The organism is Myxococcus sp. MxC21-1 (assembly GCF_032612255.1).
Classification (GTDB): Bacteria; Myxococcota; Myxococcia; order Myxococcales; family Myxococcaceae; genus Myxococcus; species Myxococcus virescens.
In genome coordinates, this window is sequence record NZ_CP123278.1 from 1,958,795 (window position 1) to 1,976,455 (window position 17,661).

The following is a 17,661-nucleotide window of genomic DNA, read 5'->3' on the forward strand; positions in this document are numbered from 1 at the left end:
GTCGCAGAAGCCCAGCTTCTCGTGGCTGGCCCGGTCGGCGTGGTCCTTGAGGAGTTGATGGAGGATGCCTTGGAGGAAGGCTCCGCGCTCGCTAAGAAGGCCGGGCCGCCAGGCCGGAGGCAGGCACAGGAGATCCCGAGGGCATGTCCCCCGAGCGAATCAACCGTGGTGATGTGTTCTGGGTGGCGCCCGACGACTCACGAGGTCCGGTCCCCGGCTATTCGCACCCCCACGTGGTGGTCCAGGACGACGTCTTCAATCACTCACGCATCACGACGGTGGTCGTGTGTGCGCTGACGTCGAACCTGCACAGGGCCAGCGAGCCGGGGAACGTGCTGCTCGAAGTGGGAGAGGGAAACCTCCCCAAGCAGAGCGTCGTCGTCGTGTCGCAGGTGTCCTCGGTCGACAAGGCGCGTCTGGGAGCGCGAATCGGGGCGCTGTCGGACGCGCGGGTGGAACAGATTCTTGCCGGCCTGCGCTTCCAGCAGGTGTCGTTCTTCACGAGGCCGTGAAGCCCCTCGTGATTTCGAGGGGTTCTGCCGTTTCTCGAAAAAGAAGCGCCTGCCGTGAAGGGATTTCTTCCTCGCGCCTCTGAGCTGGCGGAAGGAGGAGGGATGACCTCGAAGAGTTGCGATGGGTATCAGCTCGCGCTCGAGATGAGCCGCCACGGTGCTCTCGACGTGCGGGAGAAAGAGGAAGCGGAGCAGCATCCCTCTCTGCCAACGTGAGTGAGACAGTTCGTACCCAGCAGTTTAGTGTGCAGGGCGACCCAGGCAGGAACGATGAGCGCAGTGGTGGAAGAGGCTCGGGTCCGGGAGACCGAGGTGGAGGAGAAGGCGAGGCGACGAGGCTTCACGGCGGAGTACAAGCTGCGGGTGCTGGCGGAGGCAGACCGTTGCACGCAGCCCGGTGAGGTTGGGGCGCTGCTGCGCCGCGAAGGGCTGTACTCGTCGCTGCTGAGCGCGTGGCGACGCCAGCGCGAAGCGGGAGAGCTGTCAGCCCGCAGCCCGAAGAAGCGAGGCCCACCGGCGAAGGTTCCCGATGCGAGCGCCCGACGCGTCGCCGAACTGGAGAAGCAACTGGCCCGTGCCCAGGTGCGCCTCAAGCGCGCCGAGGCCCTGCTGGACCTCCAAAAAAGTATCGGAAATCCTGGGAGTGGAGCTGCCGAAGCCCGACGAGGAGCTTTGATGGGCGTGGCCCTGGAAGCGGTGAGCGAACTGGGCGTGGCGCCGGTGTGCCGGCACTGGGACTGCCGCGTGCCACCTACTACCGACGAGCACGGCCCAAGCACGGGCCGGCGCGCCGAAGCCGCTCACCGCGGGCGCTGGCCCCCGAGCAGCGGGCCGAGGTGCTCGCGGCGCTGCATGAGCCGAGATTCCAGGATGCGGCGCCAGCGGAAGTCTACGCGCAGTTGCTCGATGAGGGGCGCTACCTGTGCTCCGAGCGCACCATGTACCGGGTGCTCGCTGAGAATCACCAGGTGCGTGAGCGCCGCAACCAGCTGCGCCACCCGAACCACCCGGTGCCCCAATTGCACGCGACGAAGCCCAATGAACTCTGGAGCTGGGACATTACGAAGCTGCACGGCCCGTCGAAGTGGACGTACTTCTACCTCTACGTCGTCCTGGACGTCTTCAGCCGCTACGTCGTCGGGTGGATGGTGGCCCACCGCGAGTCGGCCACCCTGGCGAAGAAGCTGCTGGCGCTGACGTGCGAGCGCCAGGGCGTAGTACCCGGCCAGTTGACGATTCATGCCGACCGAGGCTCCTCCATGACGTCCAAGCCGGTGGCCTTGCTGATGGCCGACCTGGGCGTGACGAAGACGCACTCGCGGCCTTACGTTTCCAACGACAACCCCTTCAGCGAGGCCCACTTCAAAACGATGAAGTACCGGCCTGACTTTCCCGAGGCCTTCGGCTGCATCCAGGACGCTCGCGGCCACTTCAGTGACTTCTTCGGTTGGTACAACAACGAGCACCACCACGGCGGCCTCGGCCTGTTGACACCCTACGACGTGCACCTTGGCCGGCGGCCGAGCGCCTCGCGGCCCGCGCTGCGGTGCTCGCCGCTGCCTACGCCGCTCACCCTGAGCGCTTCCTCGCGGTGCTCCCATGCCGAAGGCACCGCCTACCTCCGTCTGGATAAACGACCCCGCGCGGCTCTCCGCCTCACTGAAAGCTACGCAGTAATCTCTCGAACTCACTGTCTCACTCGCGTTGACAGGTTCCGCATGCCGCGACGTGTCCGGAGTGCCAGCGGGCCCTGGCACTGTCGGCGGAGCTGGACCAGGCGCTTGGCGGCGTGAGCATTCAGGCGCCGCGCTACGCGGAAGTCTCGCGGGCGCTCGCGAAGGACCGCTTCTGGCTGAAGTACGGCCCGTGGGCCGCGCTCGGGTCCTTCGTGGGGCAGGGCGTGTTCCTGGGCCCTCTGTTCGCACCGGAGGCGCCCCTGCTGTTGTGGGCCATTGTCTCGGCGGTCGGAGCGCTCTTCGCTGGCGGGCTCGCCTTGACCCTGCGCGGCCTTCAACGACGGGCCATCGAAGCGGCCAGTGTCGGCGTGGACGCGTGGATGGCGCAGCGGCGGGCACGCATCGACACGGAGCTCAAGAACCTGGCCACCCTCCTGTGGCTCTTCCCGGCGATGGCGGTCGCGATGGCGGCGACAGCGTTTCTGATGCGCGACAAGGGGCTCCCGGGAGTCGTCACCCTGCTGTTTGCCGCGGGAGTGAACCTGGGCATGACGGTCTACCTCGCTCGGACGCGCAGGCCGCGACTGCTGCGCGAGCGCGCAGAACTCGAGGTCGCGCCGTGACGCCGCGCGTGCCATTCGATGAAGAGGCCCTCCGGGCCGCCGTGGTGTCGGGCGACGCCGCCGCGCGAGAGGAAGTCATGCGCCACCTGTACGAGGCGCTCAGCGGGAAGCTGTACGTGCTCTGCCATGGAATCACCCGGGACCCGAGTGACGCCCAGGACGCCGTCCAGGAGACGTTCCTCTCGATTCAACGGGCCCTGCCGCAGTTCCGGGGGGATGCCCAGCTGTCGACGTGGGCGTATCGCATCGCGGTGCGGGCCGCGGTGGCCGCGAAGACGCGGCGCGAGCGTCACCGTGGCGACGCGGTCGACATCGAGATGGCGGACCCTCGGGCGGGTATCGAGGAGACCTTCGAGACGCGGGAGCGGAGGCGCAGACTCGAGGTGGCGATGAGGACGCTCTCGCTGGAGCACCGCACCGTGCTGTCGCTCTTCGCCGTGGAAGGCCTGTCACACGCCCAGATTGCCAGCGTCCTCGGGATTCCCGAGGGCACCGCGTGGTCGCGCTTGCACCTGGCTCGCAAGCGGCTGGCGGCGGCGCTCGAATCCACCGCCCCATAGCCTGGGGCGCTCCATCCACGTTGTCGTTCAACCCCGCGGTCTCATGGCTGCGGAGAGGAGACGGTCATGTCCAATGTCTATCTGGAGCAGGCGTCGCGCGGGCGGAATCAGCCATGGCGGTATGTGCTGACAGCAGTCCTGCTCGGGCTGGCCGTCGTGCTCTTCAACGTGCCGTATTCGGCGTTCCTGTTTCGGGTGGCGAGCCGCTCGGGGGACGCGGACTTCCGGTTCGACCCGGTGGCGGGCGTCGTGGAGGGAGTGCCGTTTCCGGCGTTCGCGGTGGGCATGCTGTCGTTCGCGGTGGTCATCGCTGCGCTGGCGCTCGGTGTCCGCGCCGTGCACAAGAGGCCCTTCTCGAGTCTTCTGGGGCAGGAGGGGGGCTTCCGCGTCCGTCCCTTCCTGAAGGCGGCGGCCGGTGCGTTTGGCGTGCTCAGCGTGGCAGCGGGTGTGAATGTCCTGATGGACCGCGAGTCCTTCACCCTGAACTTCGACGCGTCGCGCTTCTTCGTGGCCCTGGCGCTCGTGCTGGTCCTCACGCCCATCCAAGCCGCGGCGGAAGAGCTGCTCTACCGTGGGTGGCTCATGCAGGGCGTCTACCGGCTCCTGCCTCGGCCGTGGGTGGCCGTGGCGGTGAGCAGCCTGCTGTTCTGGGCCGCGCATCTGCCCAACCCCGAGGCTTCGGGAACGCCGGGGTGGTCGGCGGCCTACTACCTCACGGTGGGCATCCTCCTGGCCTGGGTGACGCTCCGGACAGGACGGCTGGAGGCGGCCATGGGACTCCACGCGGGCATGAACCTGTGTGCCTTTCTCGTCACGGCTCCAGCGACGGTCATGTTCCGGCCCGCCAGCCTCTTCGTCGACGTCCAGCCGAATTCCATGCGTGACGTTGCTTTCATTGCCTTGCTGGCGGTGGGGACAGTCCTGATGCTCCGCCGTGGCGATGACAGGCCATTCACGGAGCGGGTGTCTGCGCAATAGCCTGTCTGGTTTTTCATGGGGCTGAGGCGTAGGCTGTTCTGATGAAAATGAACTCCCGAGGATACTTGGCGTCGCTCGCCGTCATGACCTTGAGCAGCGTGGCCTGCGGTGATGTCGACCCTCAAGAGGCCGTGACGATATCGCAGGGGGTCTATGGGATGACCTCCTATGTCAATGACGTGTGTTCTTCTGGGTGTGAGCGCGAGCCGCGGTCGATGACCTTGCTGGTCAAGTCCCTGCCCCAGGACATGGACGTGGCCTCCGTGACATCGAACGAGGATGGCTTCTACGAAGCCGCGCTGGCCCTGGGGGACTATCGAATCTGCACGACGTTCGGGCGTTGCACGGACTTCTCGGTGGGCATCAATGAAGTGGTTCGCCTCGACTACGAGATGTCGGTGGGGCCGGGGTGGTCGAGGTAGCAGCCCGCCGCGCCCCGCGGAATGGGGTGCTGGCTGGGTGGCCCACGGTGACATCCTGAGCAGCGCGCAGCCGAGGGCCGGCGGCGGTGGGGCCCTTCCGGCTGGACCCTCGGCGTCAGCCGTGATTCATGCGTGGCTTCGGTTTCGCGCTCCAGCGCCTGCCGTCGCCCATGCACTCCGCCGCCGAGCCGACAGTCCCCCGCTTCTGGCCGTTCATGTTCACCCTATTTGTCGGGTCGTTCATGTCGGTGCTGAGCTCCAGCACGATCACCATCGCCATTCCTGAACTCCAGCGGCACTTCGGGGCGGAGCTGTCCTCCGTGCAGTGGACCCTGACGGGCTTCATGCTCGCCATGGGAACGAGCGCCCCGCTCACCGGCTATCTGGGCGGACGCTTCAGCTTCAAGTGGGTGTACGTGGCCAGCCTGGTGGGCTTCCTCGTGGCCTCCGTGCTGTGTGGGGTGTCCTGGGATACGCGCGCGTTGGTGGCCTTCCGGTTCGTCCAGGGCGCGTTCTGTGGCGCCATCATGCCGGTGACGATGACGCTCATCTACCAGCTGCTGCCGCGTGAACGGCAGGCGCTGGCCGCGAGCCTCTGGACGCTGTCCTCGATGCTCGCTCCCGCCTTCGGGCCCACGCTGGCGGGCTGGCTGATGACGCTGGGCAACTGGCGGTGGTTGTTCTTCATGAACGTGCCGCTGGGCCTCGCCGCCGTGGCGATGGCGGTGCGGACCGTTCCCTACTACCGCCTGGAGGTCCCGAAGGCGTTCGACTTCCCCGGGCTGCTCACCGTCATCACCGGAACGCTGGCGCTGCTGATCGCCTTGAGTCAGGGGCGGGCCTGGGGATGGACGGATGCGAAGACCGTGTCGCTGGCGGTGCTGGGGACGGTGTCACTCGTCTACTTCGTCGTCCGCCAGCTGAGGACGCATGCGCCGCTGCTGGACCTGCGGGTGCTGGCCAACGGCCGCTACGTGGTGACGTTGCTCATCTCGAGCATCATCACCATCAGCCTCTATTCGGGCGCGTTCCTCATCCCGTTGTTTCTTCAGGAAATCCAGGGTGTGACGCCGCTGAAGACGGGGTTGATTCTTCTCCCGGCCTCCCTGGCCATGGCGCTCCTGATGCCTCTGGTCGGGCGCATGTACGGCACGCTCGGGCCGAGCACGCTCATGACGGCGGGCGTCCTGTTGATTGCGGGCGGCACGTACGCCTTGAGCCGCCTGACGCCGGACGTCTCCCACACCTACGTGCTGATGTGGATGCTGGTCCGGAACGTGGGCATCTCGCTCTCCATCATGCCGGCCAGCAACGCGGGCATGGAGCAGCTCTCCCGGGAGCTGAGTGGCCACGCCTCGTCCATCAGCAACTGGCTGCGAAACGTGTTCGGGGCTTTCTCGATTGCCATCTTCACGTCGCTCCTCTCCGCCTTCGCGGCCCGGGAGGCGCAGGTGCTCGCGCGGGAGGGGATGACGGAGCGTCGTGACATCGAGCTGCTCTCATTCGTGACGGGCATCAACCACGTGTACCTGGTGGCGACTGTCATCGCCCTGGTGGCCGTGCCCTTGAGCCTGATGGTCCGCAAGCACGTGAGCGGACTGGAAGCATCCCGGGGCGCTCGCTAGCGGGCGCGGCGGCCTTCTCGCACCTGGGCCACCAGTCCCGAGATGTCGCGTGTGATTCGCCCTTCCGGGATGGGCGTGTCGCCGCCCACGGTTCCGGCTACGCTGTGCCGCGCATGAAGTACGCCTTCGTTTTCGCCATGGCTGCCGTGCTGATTGCCTTCCTGGCCCTGCGACTGGGCGGCGTCGCGTGGCTTCTGTTGTGGCCTGGGGTGAGCTTCATCTTGGTGGCACTCGCCTACGCTGGACTGGGCGAACACGCTTTCGGCAAGCGCGTGGACGGGCGGATGCAGCCCTGGGCAGTCATCCTGCTCCTGCCTTATCTCTTGCTGACATGGGGCGCCTGGCATCTGGTGCGATGGCTGTCGCGAGAGCGTGCGTTCGACGAAGTGGTGCCAGGCGTTTTCATTGGAAGACGATTGCTGGCGGGAGAGCTTCCGGACGGCATCGTGACCGTGCTCGATCTGACGTCTGAGTTCGTCGAACCGGAAGGAATTCGTCGCGCGGGCCGGTATGTCTCCCTGCCCATCCTTGATGCTTCGATTCTGCCCGTAGCGAGAGTGACCCCTGTCCTGCGTGAGTTGGCTGTCGGCTCTGGTGCGCTCTACATCCACTGTGCGCAAGGGCACGGACGCACCGGCATGATTGCGGCCGCGCTCCTCATTGCCCGAGGTGATGCGTTGGATGCGTCGTCCGCGCTCTCAATGGTGCAGCGCGCGCGGCCCGCGGTGCGACTCTCTGCGACGCAATCGCGGGCCCTTGCGGAACTGGCCACGGCGCTTCTTGCGGCGCGGCCGGGCGCCGGCGCTGCTCTCCCCTGAGTTGGCGTGATGCAGATACCTCTTGTCGCGGTCTTCGTGAGGAATGGTGCCGCTCCCCAGGGCTCGCTCTGGAGCCACCTGGGCCACTCACTGCTTTAGCATGCCTATCTGCTCCAAGCCCGCGCCTGAGTGCCAGGTGCAGGCACTCAGGTGGGCTGTGGACGCGGAGCCGAGTGAAGTCGCCCGGGCCGAGCTCGCGGCCATTCACTCTGGCTGTTCTCGGGGGCGAGTGGCGCATCACGCCGTGCTTTGTGCTCCCTCGCGTCCCAGCCGCTGAGCGAAGAAGGCGAGGATTTCGTCTCGCGCCGCGAGAGTGGGCTCTCCCTCCGCGTCGATGAGATGGGCAGTCACGACGCTGTGGGCACACCCGACGACTTCCGCGAAGAAGGGGGGCGGCGTTGGGTTCGCGGCGGACGTAGGCAGCACTCGGGGAACGAAGTGCTTTCCGAGCGCGGCCGTATAGGCCTGGAATCGCTGCGCCGTGCAGAATCGGTCTCCCTCAAACCGATAGGCGAGCACCGTCAGGTCGTCACGTTCGAGGCGCTCCTTCACGGCGGCAAGCTCGTCAGGCGCCAGTTGAATCGCGCCGGCGTCGCTCAGGGGCAGCGACGGCTGACACATGACGGGAGCGAGCATCGCGGGTTCGAGCATCATCGAGAGCGCGAAGTTCCCCGTGAAGCACATCCCAATCGCGCCGACCCCCGGACCGCCACACTCCTCATGGGCGAGGCGTGCCAGGGCACGCAGCCACTGCGTCACGGGGCTCGACTCATTCGCCGCGAACGCTCGGAACTCCGCGCTCACGCAGGCGCGTTGCATGATGGCGCGCCCCTCCTCCGTGCGAGGGTAGGCACCGTCCCTGCCGAAGAGCGAAGGCATGTAGACAGTGAAGCCCGCGTCGCGGACCCAACGTGCGAAGCGGGCGACGTGCGGGCTGATGCCTGGCATCTCGGCCATGACGATGACGGCGGGGCCGTGGCCGGCGACGTAGACCGTTCGCATGGCGTCGTTGAGGGTGAGGGGCCGCCGGGCGAAGTCATCGAGAGGGTCGTCGGCCGTGGAGTCAGGTGTGGAGGGACGCATGCCTGGACGATGCGGGAAGTCCAGCCTCCGCGACCAGTGGCGAGATTGACAATGAACGGGCTATTCTTGCCACCGTGATTACGCATGTGGTGTTCGATGGCGTGGCAGAGGGCTCGCTGGGCGTGGGGCTCGATGTGGTCGACACGGCCGCACGACTCGTCGAGGCAGGGCTCGCCACGGTTCCCCGGGGTGCCCAGGTCTTGCGTCAGCGGGTGGTGTCGCTCGACGGTCAGCCGGTCCGCTCGAGCACGGGACGCACCGTCTCCGTGGACGGCGCGCTGAGCCTCCGAGGTGTGAAGGCTGGAGACGTGTTGCTGGTACCTGGGCTCTCCGCGGCGAGCGAGCGCGCCATCGAGCGGTTGCTCTCGCGTGCCGATGCGGCGCGCGGCATCACGTTGCTCGCGCGCGCGGCGGCGAAGGGCGCCAGGGTCGCGGCCTCGTGCTCCGCGACCTTCGTCCTCGCGGCGTCCGGCCTCCTCGCGGGGCGGAGCGCGACGACGACCTGGTGGCTCGTCCCCTCATTCGTGCGTCGCTTCCCCGAGGTCGCCCTCCAGCCGGACCGGATGGTTGTCGAGAGCGACGGCGTCCTCACCGCGGGCTCGGCCTTCGCGCATGCGGACCTGGTGCTGGCCATCGTCGCGCGGGTCGCGAGCCCATCACTCGCGCACCTGGTGGCCCGCTACCTCGTGCTCGACGAGCGTGTCTCACAGGCCGGTACATGGTGATGGAGCACCTCCGAGTCTCGGACCCGGCGCTTCGTGCCGTGGAGCAATTCGTCGCCGCGAATCTGGGCCGGCAGCTGACGCTCGATGAACTCGCCCGTGCCGCTGCCACCTCCTCGCGCACGCTCGCGCGGCGGGTGCAGGCCGGGCTGGGCATGACGCCGCTCGAGTTCGTGCAGCGGGTGCGCGTGGCTCACGCCTCCCACCTGCTCGAGACGACCCATGCGTCGGTCGAAGATGTCGCTGCCCGGGTGGGGTATGCCGACACCGCTGCGTTCCGCCGCGTGTTCCGGCGGTACGTCGGAGAGACGCCACGAGGAAGGCACGGCAACTCACGCGCCCGGCGCTCACCGCTGAAAGCGCGCGAATCACCGGCGCCCTGAGGGCTTTCGCAGAGATGTCCTGCCCCCGTGCAGCGGGGCTGGCAGCGCAAACGCAGACGCCCCTTTGGACTTCCCGTTACTGGTGCGGTAATAGCTGCCAGCCAATGAACTCAAGAATAAGCAGTATGGCTGGGGTATGGGCAGCAGTGCTTGGCGCGCTCTTGCTCACGGGATGCACGAAGGATGATGCGTCGGAAGCTGGCACGGGGACCGCGCTGCGGGCTGTGACCTCGCCGGTGACTGTGTCAGAGGCGGTGGCCATCACCAGCCAAGGCATGACGCAGAACGGCGCGGCGCATCGCAATCAGGCGCTGCTCGGGGTGTTCCAGACCGAGGACTATGAGGTCGAGGCCTTGTTGCGCTTCCCGCAGACGGGCGTGCCGGCTGGGGCGGTGGTTCAGAGCGCGACGCTGCGTTTCGCGGTGGAGACCTACACCAGCGACTTCTCGATTCGAGGCGCGTACGTGCAGGCGCCCTGGAACCTGGGGGCCAACGGACTGGGATGGCAGTTCCGCGACGATGGGCTGGAGTGGGACCGGCTGGGGGCGGTCGGGCAGGGGACGGACCTGGTCGCCGGTTCGTCGTTCGAGGTCTCCACGTTTCCGGGCACGGTGAGCGTGCACGACGTGCCACTCGACGTGGCGGTGGTGCAGTCGTGGGTCGACGACCCGTCGACCAACCAGGGCGTGATGTTGGCGAACTCGAAGGTTGGGAAGGTGGCCAAGGTCTTCACCAGCCTGGCCACCCAGCCGGAGCGTCGGCCGCTCCTCACCATTGAGTACACCGCGCCTGCGCCGCGCAGCGATACCACGCCTCCGTCCGTTGCAATCACGGCGCCCGCGGCGGGCGCGACGGTGCAGGGCGTGGTCGGCATCACCGTGGACGCGAGCGACGATGTCGGCGTCGTCGGCGTGCAGCTGCGCATCGACGGCCGCAACCTCGACTCGACGCAGCTCGACACCCGCCTGTTCCGCAATGGAAACCATGTGTTGACCGCGCACGCGCGCGACGCCGCTGGCAACCTCACCACCTCGGCGCCGATCCTCGTCACCATCGCCAACGTGGTTGTCGACACCACGCCTCCCGAGGTGCAGGTGACCGCGCCCGTCGCGGGAGAGACGGTCAGCGGTCCCTTCACGGTGCGGATGAGCGCGAGCGACAACGTGGGCGTCACCCGGGTCCACGTCGAGCTCGACGGCGTTCAGGTCGGCGCGCCGGACGTGGCCGCCCCCTGGTCGGTGACGCTCGACACCGAGGCGCTACAGCCCTATGGGCTCAGGCAGCTGACCGCGGTGGCCCGCGATGCGGCTGGCAATGTCACCGTCTCCACGCCGGTATCCATCAACGTGAGCGCGCCGCCTCCTGACGTCACGCCGCCCCAGGTCCAAATCGTCGCGCCCGAGAGCGGCGTGACGGTGGGCGGTACCCTCCAAGTCAGGGTCGACGCCCATGACAATGTGAGGGTTGCGGGCGTGCAGTTGCAGGTGAACGGACAGGACTTCGGGCCCGAAGACCTCAGCTATCCCTATTGGATCAACGTCTCCACCACGCTGCTGGGGGACGGCACCTTCCCGATGACGGCGGTGGCGCGGGACCGCGCCGGCAACCAGACCACCTCGGCGCCCGTCATGTTGACCATCGCCAACGGGCCGCCCGTGGTGCTCGATATCCCGGTGGCGCATCCGCGGGTGTGGTTCACGGCGGACCGGCTGGCCCGGGCCCAGGCGTACTTCGCGCAGCACCCGTACACGCCCGTCGCGAACGTGCAATTGCCCGAGCAGGCCATCGATGCGGCAATGCACTCGCTGCTCACCGGCACCCCGGCGTCGTGCCGCGCCGCGATTGACTGGGCGGTGCGCACCGAGATTCCCATCTCCGAGAACACGGTGTCGAGCGATCCGGCCCGCTGGTACGGCGAGGCGGCCATCCTCACCTACGATTGGTGTTTCGCCCACCTGCTTCCGGCGGAGCGCACGCTTCTGATCAACCGCTGGAACTTCGCCATCGAGTCGCTCAACGCCAATCCGTGGGGCGGCATCGGCATGGAGGGCAACAACTACTACACGGGGTATTTCCGCAACGCGCTCCTGTGGGCCATTGCCAGCTGGCATGAAAACCAGCCGTTCGCCAACGAGCTCCTGCAGTACGCGATGAAGTCACGCTGGGCCTTCTCGCTGCGGCCCTATCTGGATGGGCCGGCGGCAGGCGGCGCGCCGCACGAGGGCTCGACCTACGGCCGCCGGACGTTCGGCTACATGACGGTGCCGTTCACCACGCTGGGCCTGTATGGCCACGACATGTGGAACCAGACCGACTACTTCATGGCGTCGGTCTTCTGGTCCATCTACTCGACCACGCCGGGGCCCACCCGGAGGGGTCAGTTCCAGCTGTTCGAGACCTTCCCATTCAATGACGACGAGCGCTGGCTGAACCGGTGGAATCCCAGCAACACCGCGCAGACGTCGCTGGGCAGCTACTTCGCCCCGCTCATCGAGGAGTGGTCGGACCAGCCCATCGCGGGTTATGCCAAGCGCTTCCTGGAGCTCACCGGCCATCCGATTGACGACCGACTCATCCGGTACGTCTATAGCGACACGCTGGCGGCGGTGCCGTCTCGTGACCTCGCGGAGCTGCCGCTCGACTACCACGCACCCGGACTGGGCATGGTGTACGCCAAGACGGCGTGGGCGCCCGACGCGACCCTGGTCAACCTGCAGTTCGGTGTGACGGCCAACGCGGGCCATGAGCACCGCGACTCCGGCAACTTCCAGGTGTGGCGCGCGGGCGAGTTCCTGACCCGCGAGACGGTGGGCTACGCCAACTCCATCGTCGGATACGCCGGTGGCGCGGCGGTCGACTGCGCGTCGCCCGTGGGGCACAACACGCTCTTGTTCGAGGGGCGGGGCACGGTCGGCTACTACCACCACGCGCCGCAAATGCTGCGCCTGGAGTCGTCGTCCGTGGCGAGCTACGCCGCGGTCGACCTCACCGGCGTGTATGACTTGAACGCCGAGTGGGCCCACCGAGAGGCCGAGGTCGGCAACCCCCACGCGGGCCGGGTGGTGCGTGAGACCTTGCTCGTGCGTCCGCTCGACACCCTGATTGTGTTCGACCGGCTCGAAAGCGCACGGGATGACGCCACGGTTGCCAAGACCTTCTTGGTTCATTTCCCGGAGTCACCGGTGCTCATGGGCAACACCTGGTCCGCGAACAGTGGCGGGCAGCAGCTGCGGGTCAGCACCCTGGTTCCAGCCAATCCAGTCCGGCGAATCGTCGACGAGCGCGGCCCGGTGCGCGGCGATGGCACCTACCCGTACCCGGTGGGCCAGTTCCGTGGAGAGATTGAGACCCGCGGGGAGGTGGTGAGTCACTTCCTTCACGTCGTGCAGGCCAAGGATGTGGCTGACAGCGCGGCGCTGCAGCTCACGCTCGACGAGACGGCGACCGCGTACAGCGTGACGTTGAGTCACCCAACCCGCGGAAGCGCGGTGGTCCGCTTCGAGAAGGGGATTGAGAGCACGGGCGGCAGCTTCGGCTACGCCGCCAGCGGCACGGTCACTCCGGCGCCACTGCGCGCGGGGGTGCAAGCGATGACGGTCACCCCAAGCGGGCCGGTGTGGGGACCGTGACCGGCTGAGCCTGGCCCGCGAGCGACGACGTCCGCGTTCGCGGTGCTCGAGGTCAGCCGGGGGACTGCCGCGCCGCCCGCGACATCGGCCTGGAGCACCGCAGCCTCTCGCTCCAGGCCGGCTGCATTCTCGAGCAGCGTGGAAGCTGTATTCAGCCAGGAGACGCCCCTTCTTGGGCTCCTTGCATCAAGGCTTCCACCTGCTGCTGGATGCCCTGCAACTGGTCGAGCCTGCGCTTCAGTGCTTCGCGCAGGTCGCGCTCGTCGGTGTGAAGGACCTCGTCATGTAACTCCGCGATGCTTTCAGACAGGCACACGTGGAGGAGGTGGATCTGCTGCTGGGAGAGCTCCAGGACCATGGGTCACCTCTCTGACACCGGAACAACGGAGACACGCCTCCCTCTCCCCGGAGGACACGGGTGCGAACGCGCGCACGTCAGGCCGCTGAGGCCGGTGCCGCCGCACCTGAGGCCTGTCGCGCAGGTGGTCGCGGTACACCATGAGTGTAGTGCGCGCCCGCCCGCTGCCCAGGGCACTCCCGGGCAGGCAGGGGTGGGGGTGTTCGGTTCGCTCCCCCGAGGTCCGGGCCGCTGCCTGGAGGCGCGGTGCCGGCGGGGTGGGGACAGCAGGTGGCCAGGCTTGCCCTGGCTTCCCTCCGGCGCTCCGGAGCACCGCGCGGCTGATGGGGCCGCGCGGTGCGAGCTGCCGGGTGTGGCGCGGCGCCTCGGTATCCGAGGCGCTGCACCGGTGCGACTACCGCAGCGCGATGAGCGAGGCCACGAGCAGGGACACGACGCTCATGACCTTGATGAGGATGGCCACGCCAGGACCGGACGTGTCCTTGAACGGGTCACCGACCATGTCACCGACGACGGCGGCCTTGTGGACCGCCGAGCCCTTCGCGTGGCCCGGCAGCTTGCCCTTCTCGATGAACTTCTTGGCGTTGTCCCACGCGCCGCCCGCGTTGGCCATGTAGAGGGCCATCGTGGCGCCGACGACGAGCGAGCCGGCCAGCAGACCCGCCAGCGCACCCGGGCCCAGCAGGTAGCCCACCAGGGGCGGGGCGACGACGGCGACGATGCCCGGGAAGATCATCTCGCGCAGGGCGCTCTTGGTGGCGATGTCGACGATCTTCTTGGGGTCCGGGTCCGCCTTGAGCTCCATCAGCCCCGGAATCTCGCGGAACTGACGGCCAATCTCCTCGACGATGGCACCGGCCGCGCGGCCCACGGCGAGCATCGTGGAGGCGCCCACCAGGAACGGGAGGATGGAGCCCAGCAGCAGGCCGACGATGACGTTCGGGTTGGTCAGTTGCAGGCTCATCTCCGGCAGACCCGCGGCGACGCGCGTGTGGTTGACCTCGAGGTTGAAGGCGGAGAAGAGCGCGATGACGGTGAGCGTCGCCGAGCCGATGGCGAAGCCCTTGCCGATGGCCGCCGTGGTGTTGCCGACCGCGTCCAGCTCATCGGTGATGGCGCGGACCTCGGGGCCCAGGCCGGACATCTCGGAGATGCCGCCGGCGTTGTCGGAGATGGGGCCGTAGGCATCCACGGTCATCACCACGGCGGTGCCGCCCAGCATGCCCACGGCCGCCAGCGCGATGCCGTACAGGCCAAGCGCCTGGTCGGCGATGTAGGCCACCAGGGCGATGGTGGCCATCGGGATGCCCACGCTCTCCATGCCGACGGCGAGGCCGCGGATGAGGTTGGTGCCCGCGCCCGTGACGGAGGCCTCCGCGATGCGCTGCACCGGCGTGGACGACGTGTAGTAGTCCGTGACGAGGCCGATGACGGCGCCGCCGAAGGCGCCCGCGGCCAGCGCCACCGTGATGGCCTGGGACAGGCCGAACACCTGCATCATCACGAAGGACAGACCCACCAGGATGACCGGGGGCAGGATGAGGGCGCTGCGCAGCACCTGCGCGGGGTTCATGTGCTTGAGCGCGCGCGCGATGAAGATGCTCAGCAGGCTGACCACCAGGCCCACGGCGGACAGCACCAGGGGAATCACCACGCCCGCCACCTTCGCGCTCCCGGTCGCGGAGGGGTCCACCACGAGGCGGGAGAGGTCCGCCGCGCTGGCGGTCAGCGCGATGGCCATGGCGGCGACAATCGCGGCCACCATGGACTCGTAGATGTCGGCGCCCATGCCGGCCACGTCACCCACGTTGTCGCCCACGTTGTCGGCGATGACGCCCGGGTTGCGCGGGTCGTCCTCGGGGATGTTCTCAATGACCTTGCCGGCGATGTCGGAGCCGACGTCAGCGGCCTTGGTGTAGATGCCGCCGCCCACGCGGGCGAAGAGCGCGATGGAGCTGGCGCCCACGGCGAAGGAGTGGAGGACGGGGGACAGCTGCGGATGCCCCCGGAAGGCGTAGTAGACGCCGCCCATGCCGATGAGGCCCAGGCCGGCGACGGCGAGGCCCATGACCGCGCCACCGTCGAGCGCGACCAGCAGCGCGTTCGGCTTGGAGCCGGTGCGCGCGGCCTGCGCGGTGCGCACGTTCGCGAACGTCGCGGCCTTCATGCCGATGTAGCCGGCGAACAGTGAGAGGAACGCGCCGAGCACGAAGCTCCCGCTGGCGATCGGTCCCAGTGCCAGGCCGATGAGCACCGCGATGACCGCGCAGTACGCGGCGAGCACCTTGTACTCGCGGACGAGGAACGCCATCGCGCCTTCGCGGATGTAGCCCGCGATGCGGTTCATCGTCGCGTCACCCTCCGGGAGCGCCTTGACGCGGAAGTAGAAGACCGCAGCGAAGAGCAGCCCCACGGCGCCGACCACGCCCGGTGCGATTGCCCAGAAACTCGACTCGAGACTCGACAACTCCATCCAATCCTCCAGAGACGTCCCGGGAGCCTGACCTCGCCGACCGGGTCGCTCGTGTGCCGCGAAATTTGTACGGAGCGCGTATAGTTGATTTCAGCGCAATCTGGGAGTTTCCTAGGCGCGCCCCAGCAGGTTGGGAGTCCTACCAACGTTCTGGGCGGGTGCGTTACGGCCTCCAGCGCTGGGCCGGCGCTCAGGCGGGGCCCGAGTCCGGATGACAGGCAGGGTGGGTGGCTGCATCACCAGGGCCCCAAGTGCCCGGACTCACTCGCGATTCTACGAAAGATACGGGCCAGTACGTATCCAAGGCCCCGTGTCCAAGGGGGCGACGCCCATGGCGCGGCCTTCTCCCGGGGGCACCGTGGGCCCCGTGCGCTCAGGCCGGGGGCGGAGGCGGGTGCTCTGGGCTTCTGTGGTAACGGAGCGCTGCATGAACGCACCGCACCCGTCCAGTCCGCTCCTCGTCACGGCTTTCAATGGCCTGGTCGCGGCCTATGACCGCATGAACGGCAGTACCGCATGGACGTTCCCCGTTCCTGGCAAATCGGTCCCAGGGATGCGCCCGCGTCCCACGCACGTGGAGGTGCGGGATGGGCGAGTGTTCGTGTTCGCGGGCGGCTCCGATGGCGTCTTGAAGAAGCGCGTCTTCCTCGATGTCCACGTGCTCGACTACGAGAGTGGGCGCCCGCTCTGGACGCAGCGCGTGGCGCCGGCTCATGCGCCGAACTTCACGTCCGCGTCGGTGCTGGTGGAAGACGGGCAGGTCATCGTCGCGTACCAAGACGTCCTCGTCGCGTTCGCGGCGGATTCCGGCCGGCCCCAATGGACGCGAACCAGCGAACATGGGGATGGGGGCAGCTACTCGCTCCAACTGCAGATGGGGATCCATGGCGCGCGGGCACGCGTGGTGACCTGAGCCGGCGGGCCAGGCGGGAACTGATGAAGAAGCAAGCGGCCTGATGACGACCCACCTGGTGTCTCGACAATCCTGCGGTACAGGGCATCGTTCACGGCGCCGTGGTCTTCGCGGAGGAGGAGGTCCTCTTCAATCCTGGTGCCTGCGGCTCAACGCGTCCGCGAAGTCTTGCCCTTGCGTGTCGTGGCCGGGACGTCCTCACCGGTGATGGCGCGGGCAAGCCGCTCCGCGTCGGCTGTGGCGATTCCGAGTGAGTCGAACACGCCGCTGACGAACATGTTCGCCAACCCCTGCGCGAGCGCGCGACCTCGTAGTTGCTCCATCAATGGATGTGAGGTGGGGAGCTCGCTCCCGGACCGGACGAGTTTCGACAGCTCCGGCCAGAACGTGTCCATCGAGCCCTTGAGCGGCTCGGGGACTTCCTCGTCCGGATGCGGGCCCGCGTAGTCGATGTACGCCGGGTCCGTCGCGATGCGGTACAGGGCCGGGTTCTCCGCGGCCCACCGGACGTAGGCGACCCCTGAGCGCCGGAAGGCCTCCTGCGGGTCCGTTGTCCCTTCCGTCGCGGTGATGAGGGTCGCGTTGAGCCGTCGGTTTCCCTCCGTCGCGAGCGCACGCAGCAGGGCCAGTCGGTCCGCGAAGTGCTTGTAGGGCGCGGCGGAGGACACTCCCACGCGGCGTCCGACCTCCGCCACGGTGAGCGCGTCGACGCCTTCCTCGCGGATGAGCTCGATGCTGGCTTCCAGCAGGGCGTGCTTGAGGTCCCCGTGGTGGTACGGGCGTGCTCGCGTCTTCGTGGCCATGCGTGGAGCCAGGGTAGATGGACGGGCCTTTGTTGCAAAGTAAGTAAGAGTCACTTACTTTGTGCCTCGGCATAGATTTCATC

General features: G+C 67.8%; 15 protein-coding genes and 1 pseudogene. 12 read left to right on the top strand and 4 right to left on the bottom strand.

Annotation, left to right across the window (positions count from 1 at the left end):
- Positions 1–143 precede the first annotated feature (143 nt).
- The 8 genes and pseudogenes from QEG98_RS09275 (at position 144) to QEG98_RS09310 (ending at position 7,214) form a co-directional block, all read left to right on the top strand.
- On the top strand, positions 144–512 hold the full coding sequence (locus tag QEG98_RS09275; RefSeq protein ID WP_316566456.1) for a type II toxin-antitoxin system PemK/MazF family toxin: 369 nt from the start codon (positions 144–146) through the stop codon (positions 510–512).
- A gap of 270 nt (positions 513–782) precedes the next feature.
- A pseudogene (locus QEG98_RS09280) lies at positions 783–2,189 on the top strand (IS3 family transposase).
- A gap of 112 nt (positions 2,190–2,301) precedes the next feature.
- Complete coding sequence (locus QEG98_RS09285) at positions 2,302–2,811, top strand: hypothetical protein (protein WP_316566457.1); 510 nt, start codon at positions 2,302–2,304, stop codon at positions 2,809–2,811.
- Positions 2,808–3,371: an RNA polymerase sigma factor gene (locus QEG98_RS09290; protein ID WP_316566458.1), complete on the top strand. Its 564-nt coding sequence runs from the start codon at positions 2,808–2,810 to the stop codon at positions 3,369–3,371. The genes QEG98_RS09285 and QEG98_RS09290 overlap by 4 nt, the downstream gene beginning before the upstream one ends.
- Before the next feature lie 66 nt (positions 3,372–3,437).
- Positions 3,438–4,349, top strand: a complete 912-nt coding sequence (locus QEG98_RS09295; RefSeq protein ID WP_316566459.1) for a type II CAAX endopeptidase family protein — start codon at positions 3,438–3,440, stop codon at positions 4,347–4,349.
- Between the two features lie 83 nt (positions 4,350–4,432).
- Positions 4,433–4,771, top strand: a complete 339-nt coding sequence (locus QEG98_RS09300) for a hypothetical protein (protein WP_316566460.1) — start codon at positions 4,433–4,435, stop codon at positions 4,769–4,771.
- Positions 4,772–4,899: 128 nt separating this feature from the next.
- Positions 4,900–6,396, top strand: a complete 1,497-nt coding sequence (locus QEG98_RS09305; protein ID WP_316566461.1) for a DHA2 family efflux MFS transporter permease subunit — start codon at positions 4,900–4,902, stop codon at positions 6,394–6,396.
- A gap of 113 nt (positions 6,397–6,509) precedes the next feature.
- Positions 6,510–7,214: a hypothetical protein gene (locus QEG98_RS09310; protein WP_316566462.1), complete on the top strand. Its 705-nt coding sequence runs from the start codon at positions 6,510–6,512 to the stop codon at positions 7,212–7,214.
- 237 nt (positions 7,215–7,451) lie between these two features.
- Here the strand turns inward: QEG98_RS09310 and QEG98_RS09315 are convergent, their stop codons facing one another.
- Positions 7,452–8,297 (bottom strand): dienelactone hydrolase family protein, encoded by an 846-nt coding sequence (locus QEG98_RS09315; RefSeq protein ID WP_316566463.1) that lies wholly within the window; start codon positions 8,295–8,297, stop codon positions 7,452–7,454.
- A gap of 74 nt (positions 8,298–8,371) precedes the next feature.
- Between QEG98_RS09315 and QEG98_RS09320 the strand changes: the two genes are divergently transcribed.
- Genes QEG98_RS09320 through QEG98_RS09330 form a run of 3 tightly spaced genes read left to right on the top strand, consistent with a single transcriptional unit; the run spans position 8,372 to position 13,031 of the window.
- A complete protein-coding gene (locus QEG98_RS09320) occupies positions 8,372–9,022 on the top strand; it encodes a DJ-1/PfpI family protein (protein WP_316566464.1) in 651 nt (216 codons plus the stop codon).
- A 38-nt stretch (positions 9,023–9,060) separates the two neighbouring features.
- Positions 9,061–9,402 (top strand): helix-turn-helix domain-containing protein, encoded by a 342-nt coding sequence (locus QEG98_RS09325; protein WP_316566465.1) that lies wholly within the window; start codon positions 9,061–9,063, stop codon positions 9,400–9,402.
- Between the two features lie 14 nt (positions 9,403–9,416).
- Positions 9,417–13,031 carry an Ig-like domain-containing protein gene (locus tag QEG98_RS09330; protein WP_316566466.1) on the top strand — a complete coding sequence of 1,205 codons (3,615 nt, stop codon included), beginning with the start codon at positions 9,417–9,419 and terminating at the stop codon, positions 13,029–13,031.
- 151 nt (positions 13,032–13,182) lie between these two features.
- On the opposite strand, the gene QEG98_RS09335 is transcribed toward QEG98_RS09330, so the two are convergent.
- Positions 13,183–13,389, bottom strand: a complete 207-nt coding sequence (locus tag QEG98_RS09335) for a hypothetical protein (RefSeq protein ID WP_090494560.1) — start codon at positions 13,387–13,389, stop codon at positions 13,183–13,185.
- A gap of 394 nt (positions 13,390–13,783) precedes the next feature.
- Entirely contained in the window at positions 13,784–15,862 is a 2,079-nt protein-coding gene (locus QEG98_RS09340) for a sodium-translocating pyrophosphatase (RefSeq protein ID WP_316566467.1), read from the bottom strand.
- Positions 15,863–16,289: 427 nt separating this feature from the next.
- On the opposite strand from QEG98_RS09340, the gene QEG98_RS09345 reads away from it, so the two are divergent.
- Positions 16,290–16,775 (top strand): PQQ-binding-like beta-propeller repeat protein, encoded by a 486-nt coding sequence (locus QEG98_RS09345; RefSeq protein ID WP_316566468.1) that lies wholly within the window; start codon positions 16,290–16,292, stop codon positions 16,773–16,775.
- A 149-nt stretch (positions 16,776–16,924) separates the two neighbouring features.
- Here the strand turns inward: QEG98_RS09345 and QEG98_RS09350 are convergent, their stop codons facing one another.
- The gene (locus QEG98_RS09350; protein ID WP_316566469.1) at positions 16,925–17,578 is read right to left on the bottom strand and encodes a TetR/AcrR family transcriptional regulator; all 654 of its coding nucleotides are present in this window, start codon (positions 17,576–17,578) and stop codon (positions 16,925–16,927) included.
- Positions 17,579–17,661 lie beyond the last annotated feature (83 nt).

What these genes read in the sequence shown, in the direction of transcription:
- QEG98_RS09295 (WP_316566459.1), top strand. Translation starts at nt 3,438, where the DNA reads ATGTCCAATGTCTATCTGGAGCAGGCGTCGCGCGGGCGGAATCAGCCA.
- QEG98_RS09275 (WP_316566456.1), top strand. Translation starts at nt 144, where the DNA reads ATGTCCCCCGAGCGAATCAACCGTGGTGATGTGTTCTGGGTGGCGCCC.
- QEG98_RS09345 (WP_316566468.1), top strand. Translation starts at nt 16,290, where the DNA reads ATGAACGCACCGCACCCGTCCAGTCCGCTCCTCGTCACGGCTTTCAAT.
- QEG98_RS09350 (WP_316566469.1), bottom strand. Translation starts at nt 17,578, where the DNA reads ATGGCCACGAAGACGCGAGCACGCCCGTACCACCACGGGGACCTCAAG.
- QEG98_RS09330 (WP_316566466.1), top strand. Translation starts at nt 9,417, where the DNA reads ATGTCCTGCCCCCGTGCAGCGGGGCTGGCAGCGCAAACGCAGACGCCC.
- QEG98_RS09335 (WP_090494560.1), bottom strand. Translation starts at nt 13,389, where the DNA reads ATGGTCCTGGAGCTCTCCCAGCAGCAGATCCACCTCCTCCACGTGTGC.
- QEG98_RS09310 (WP_316566462.1), top strand. Translation starts at nt 6,510, where the DNA reads ATGAAGTACGCCTTCGTTTTCGCCATGGCTGCCGTGCTGATTGCCTTC.
- QEG98_RS09300 (WP_316566460.1), top strand. Translation starts at nt 4,433, where the DNA reads ATGACCTTGAGCAGCGTGGCCTGCGGTGATGTCGACCCTCAAGAGGCC.
- QEG98_RS09315 (WP_316566463.1), bottom strand. Translation starts at nt 8,297, where the DNA reads ATGCGTCCCTCCACACCTGACTCCACGGCCGACGACCCTCTCGATGAC.
- QEG98_RS09340 (WP_316566467.1), bottom strand. Translation starts at nt 15,862, where the DNA reads ATGGAGTTGTCGAGTCTCGAGTCGAGTTTCTGGGCAATCGCACCGGGC.
- QEG98_RS09305 (WP_316566461.1), top strand. Translation starts at nt 4,900, where the DNA reads ATGCGTGGCTTCGGTTTCGCGCTCCAGCGCCTGCCGTCGCCCATGCAC.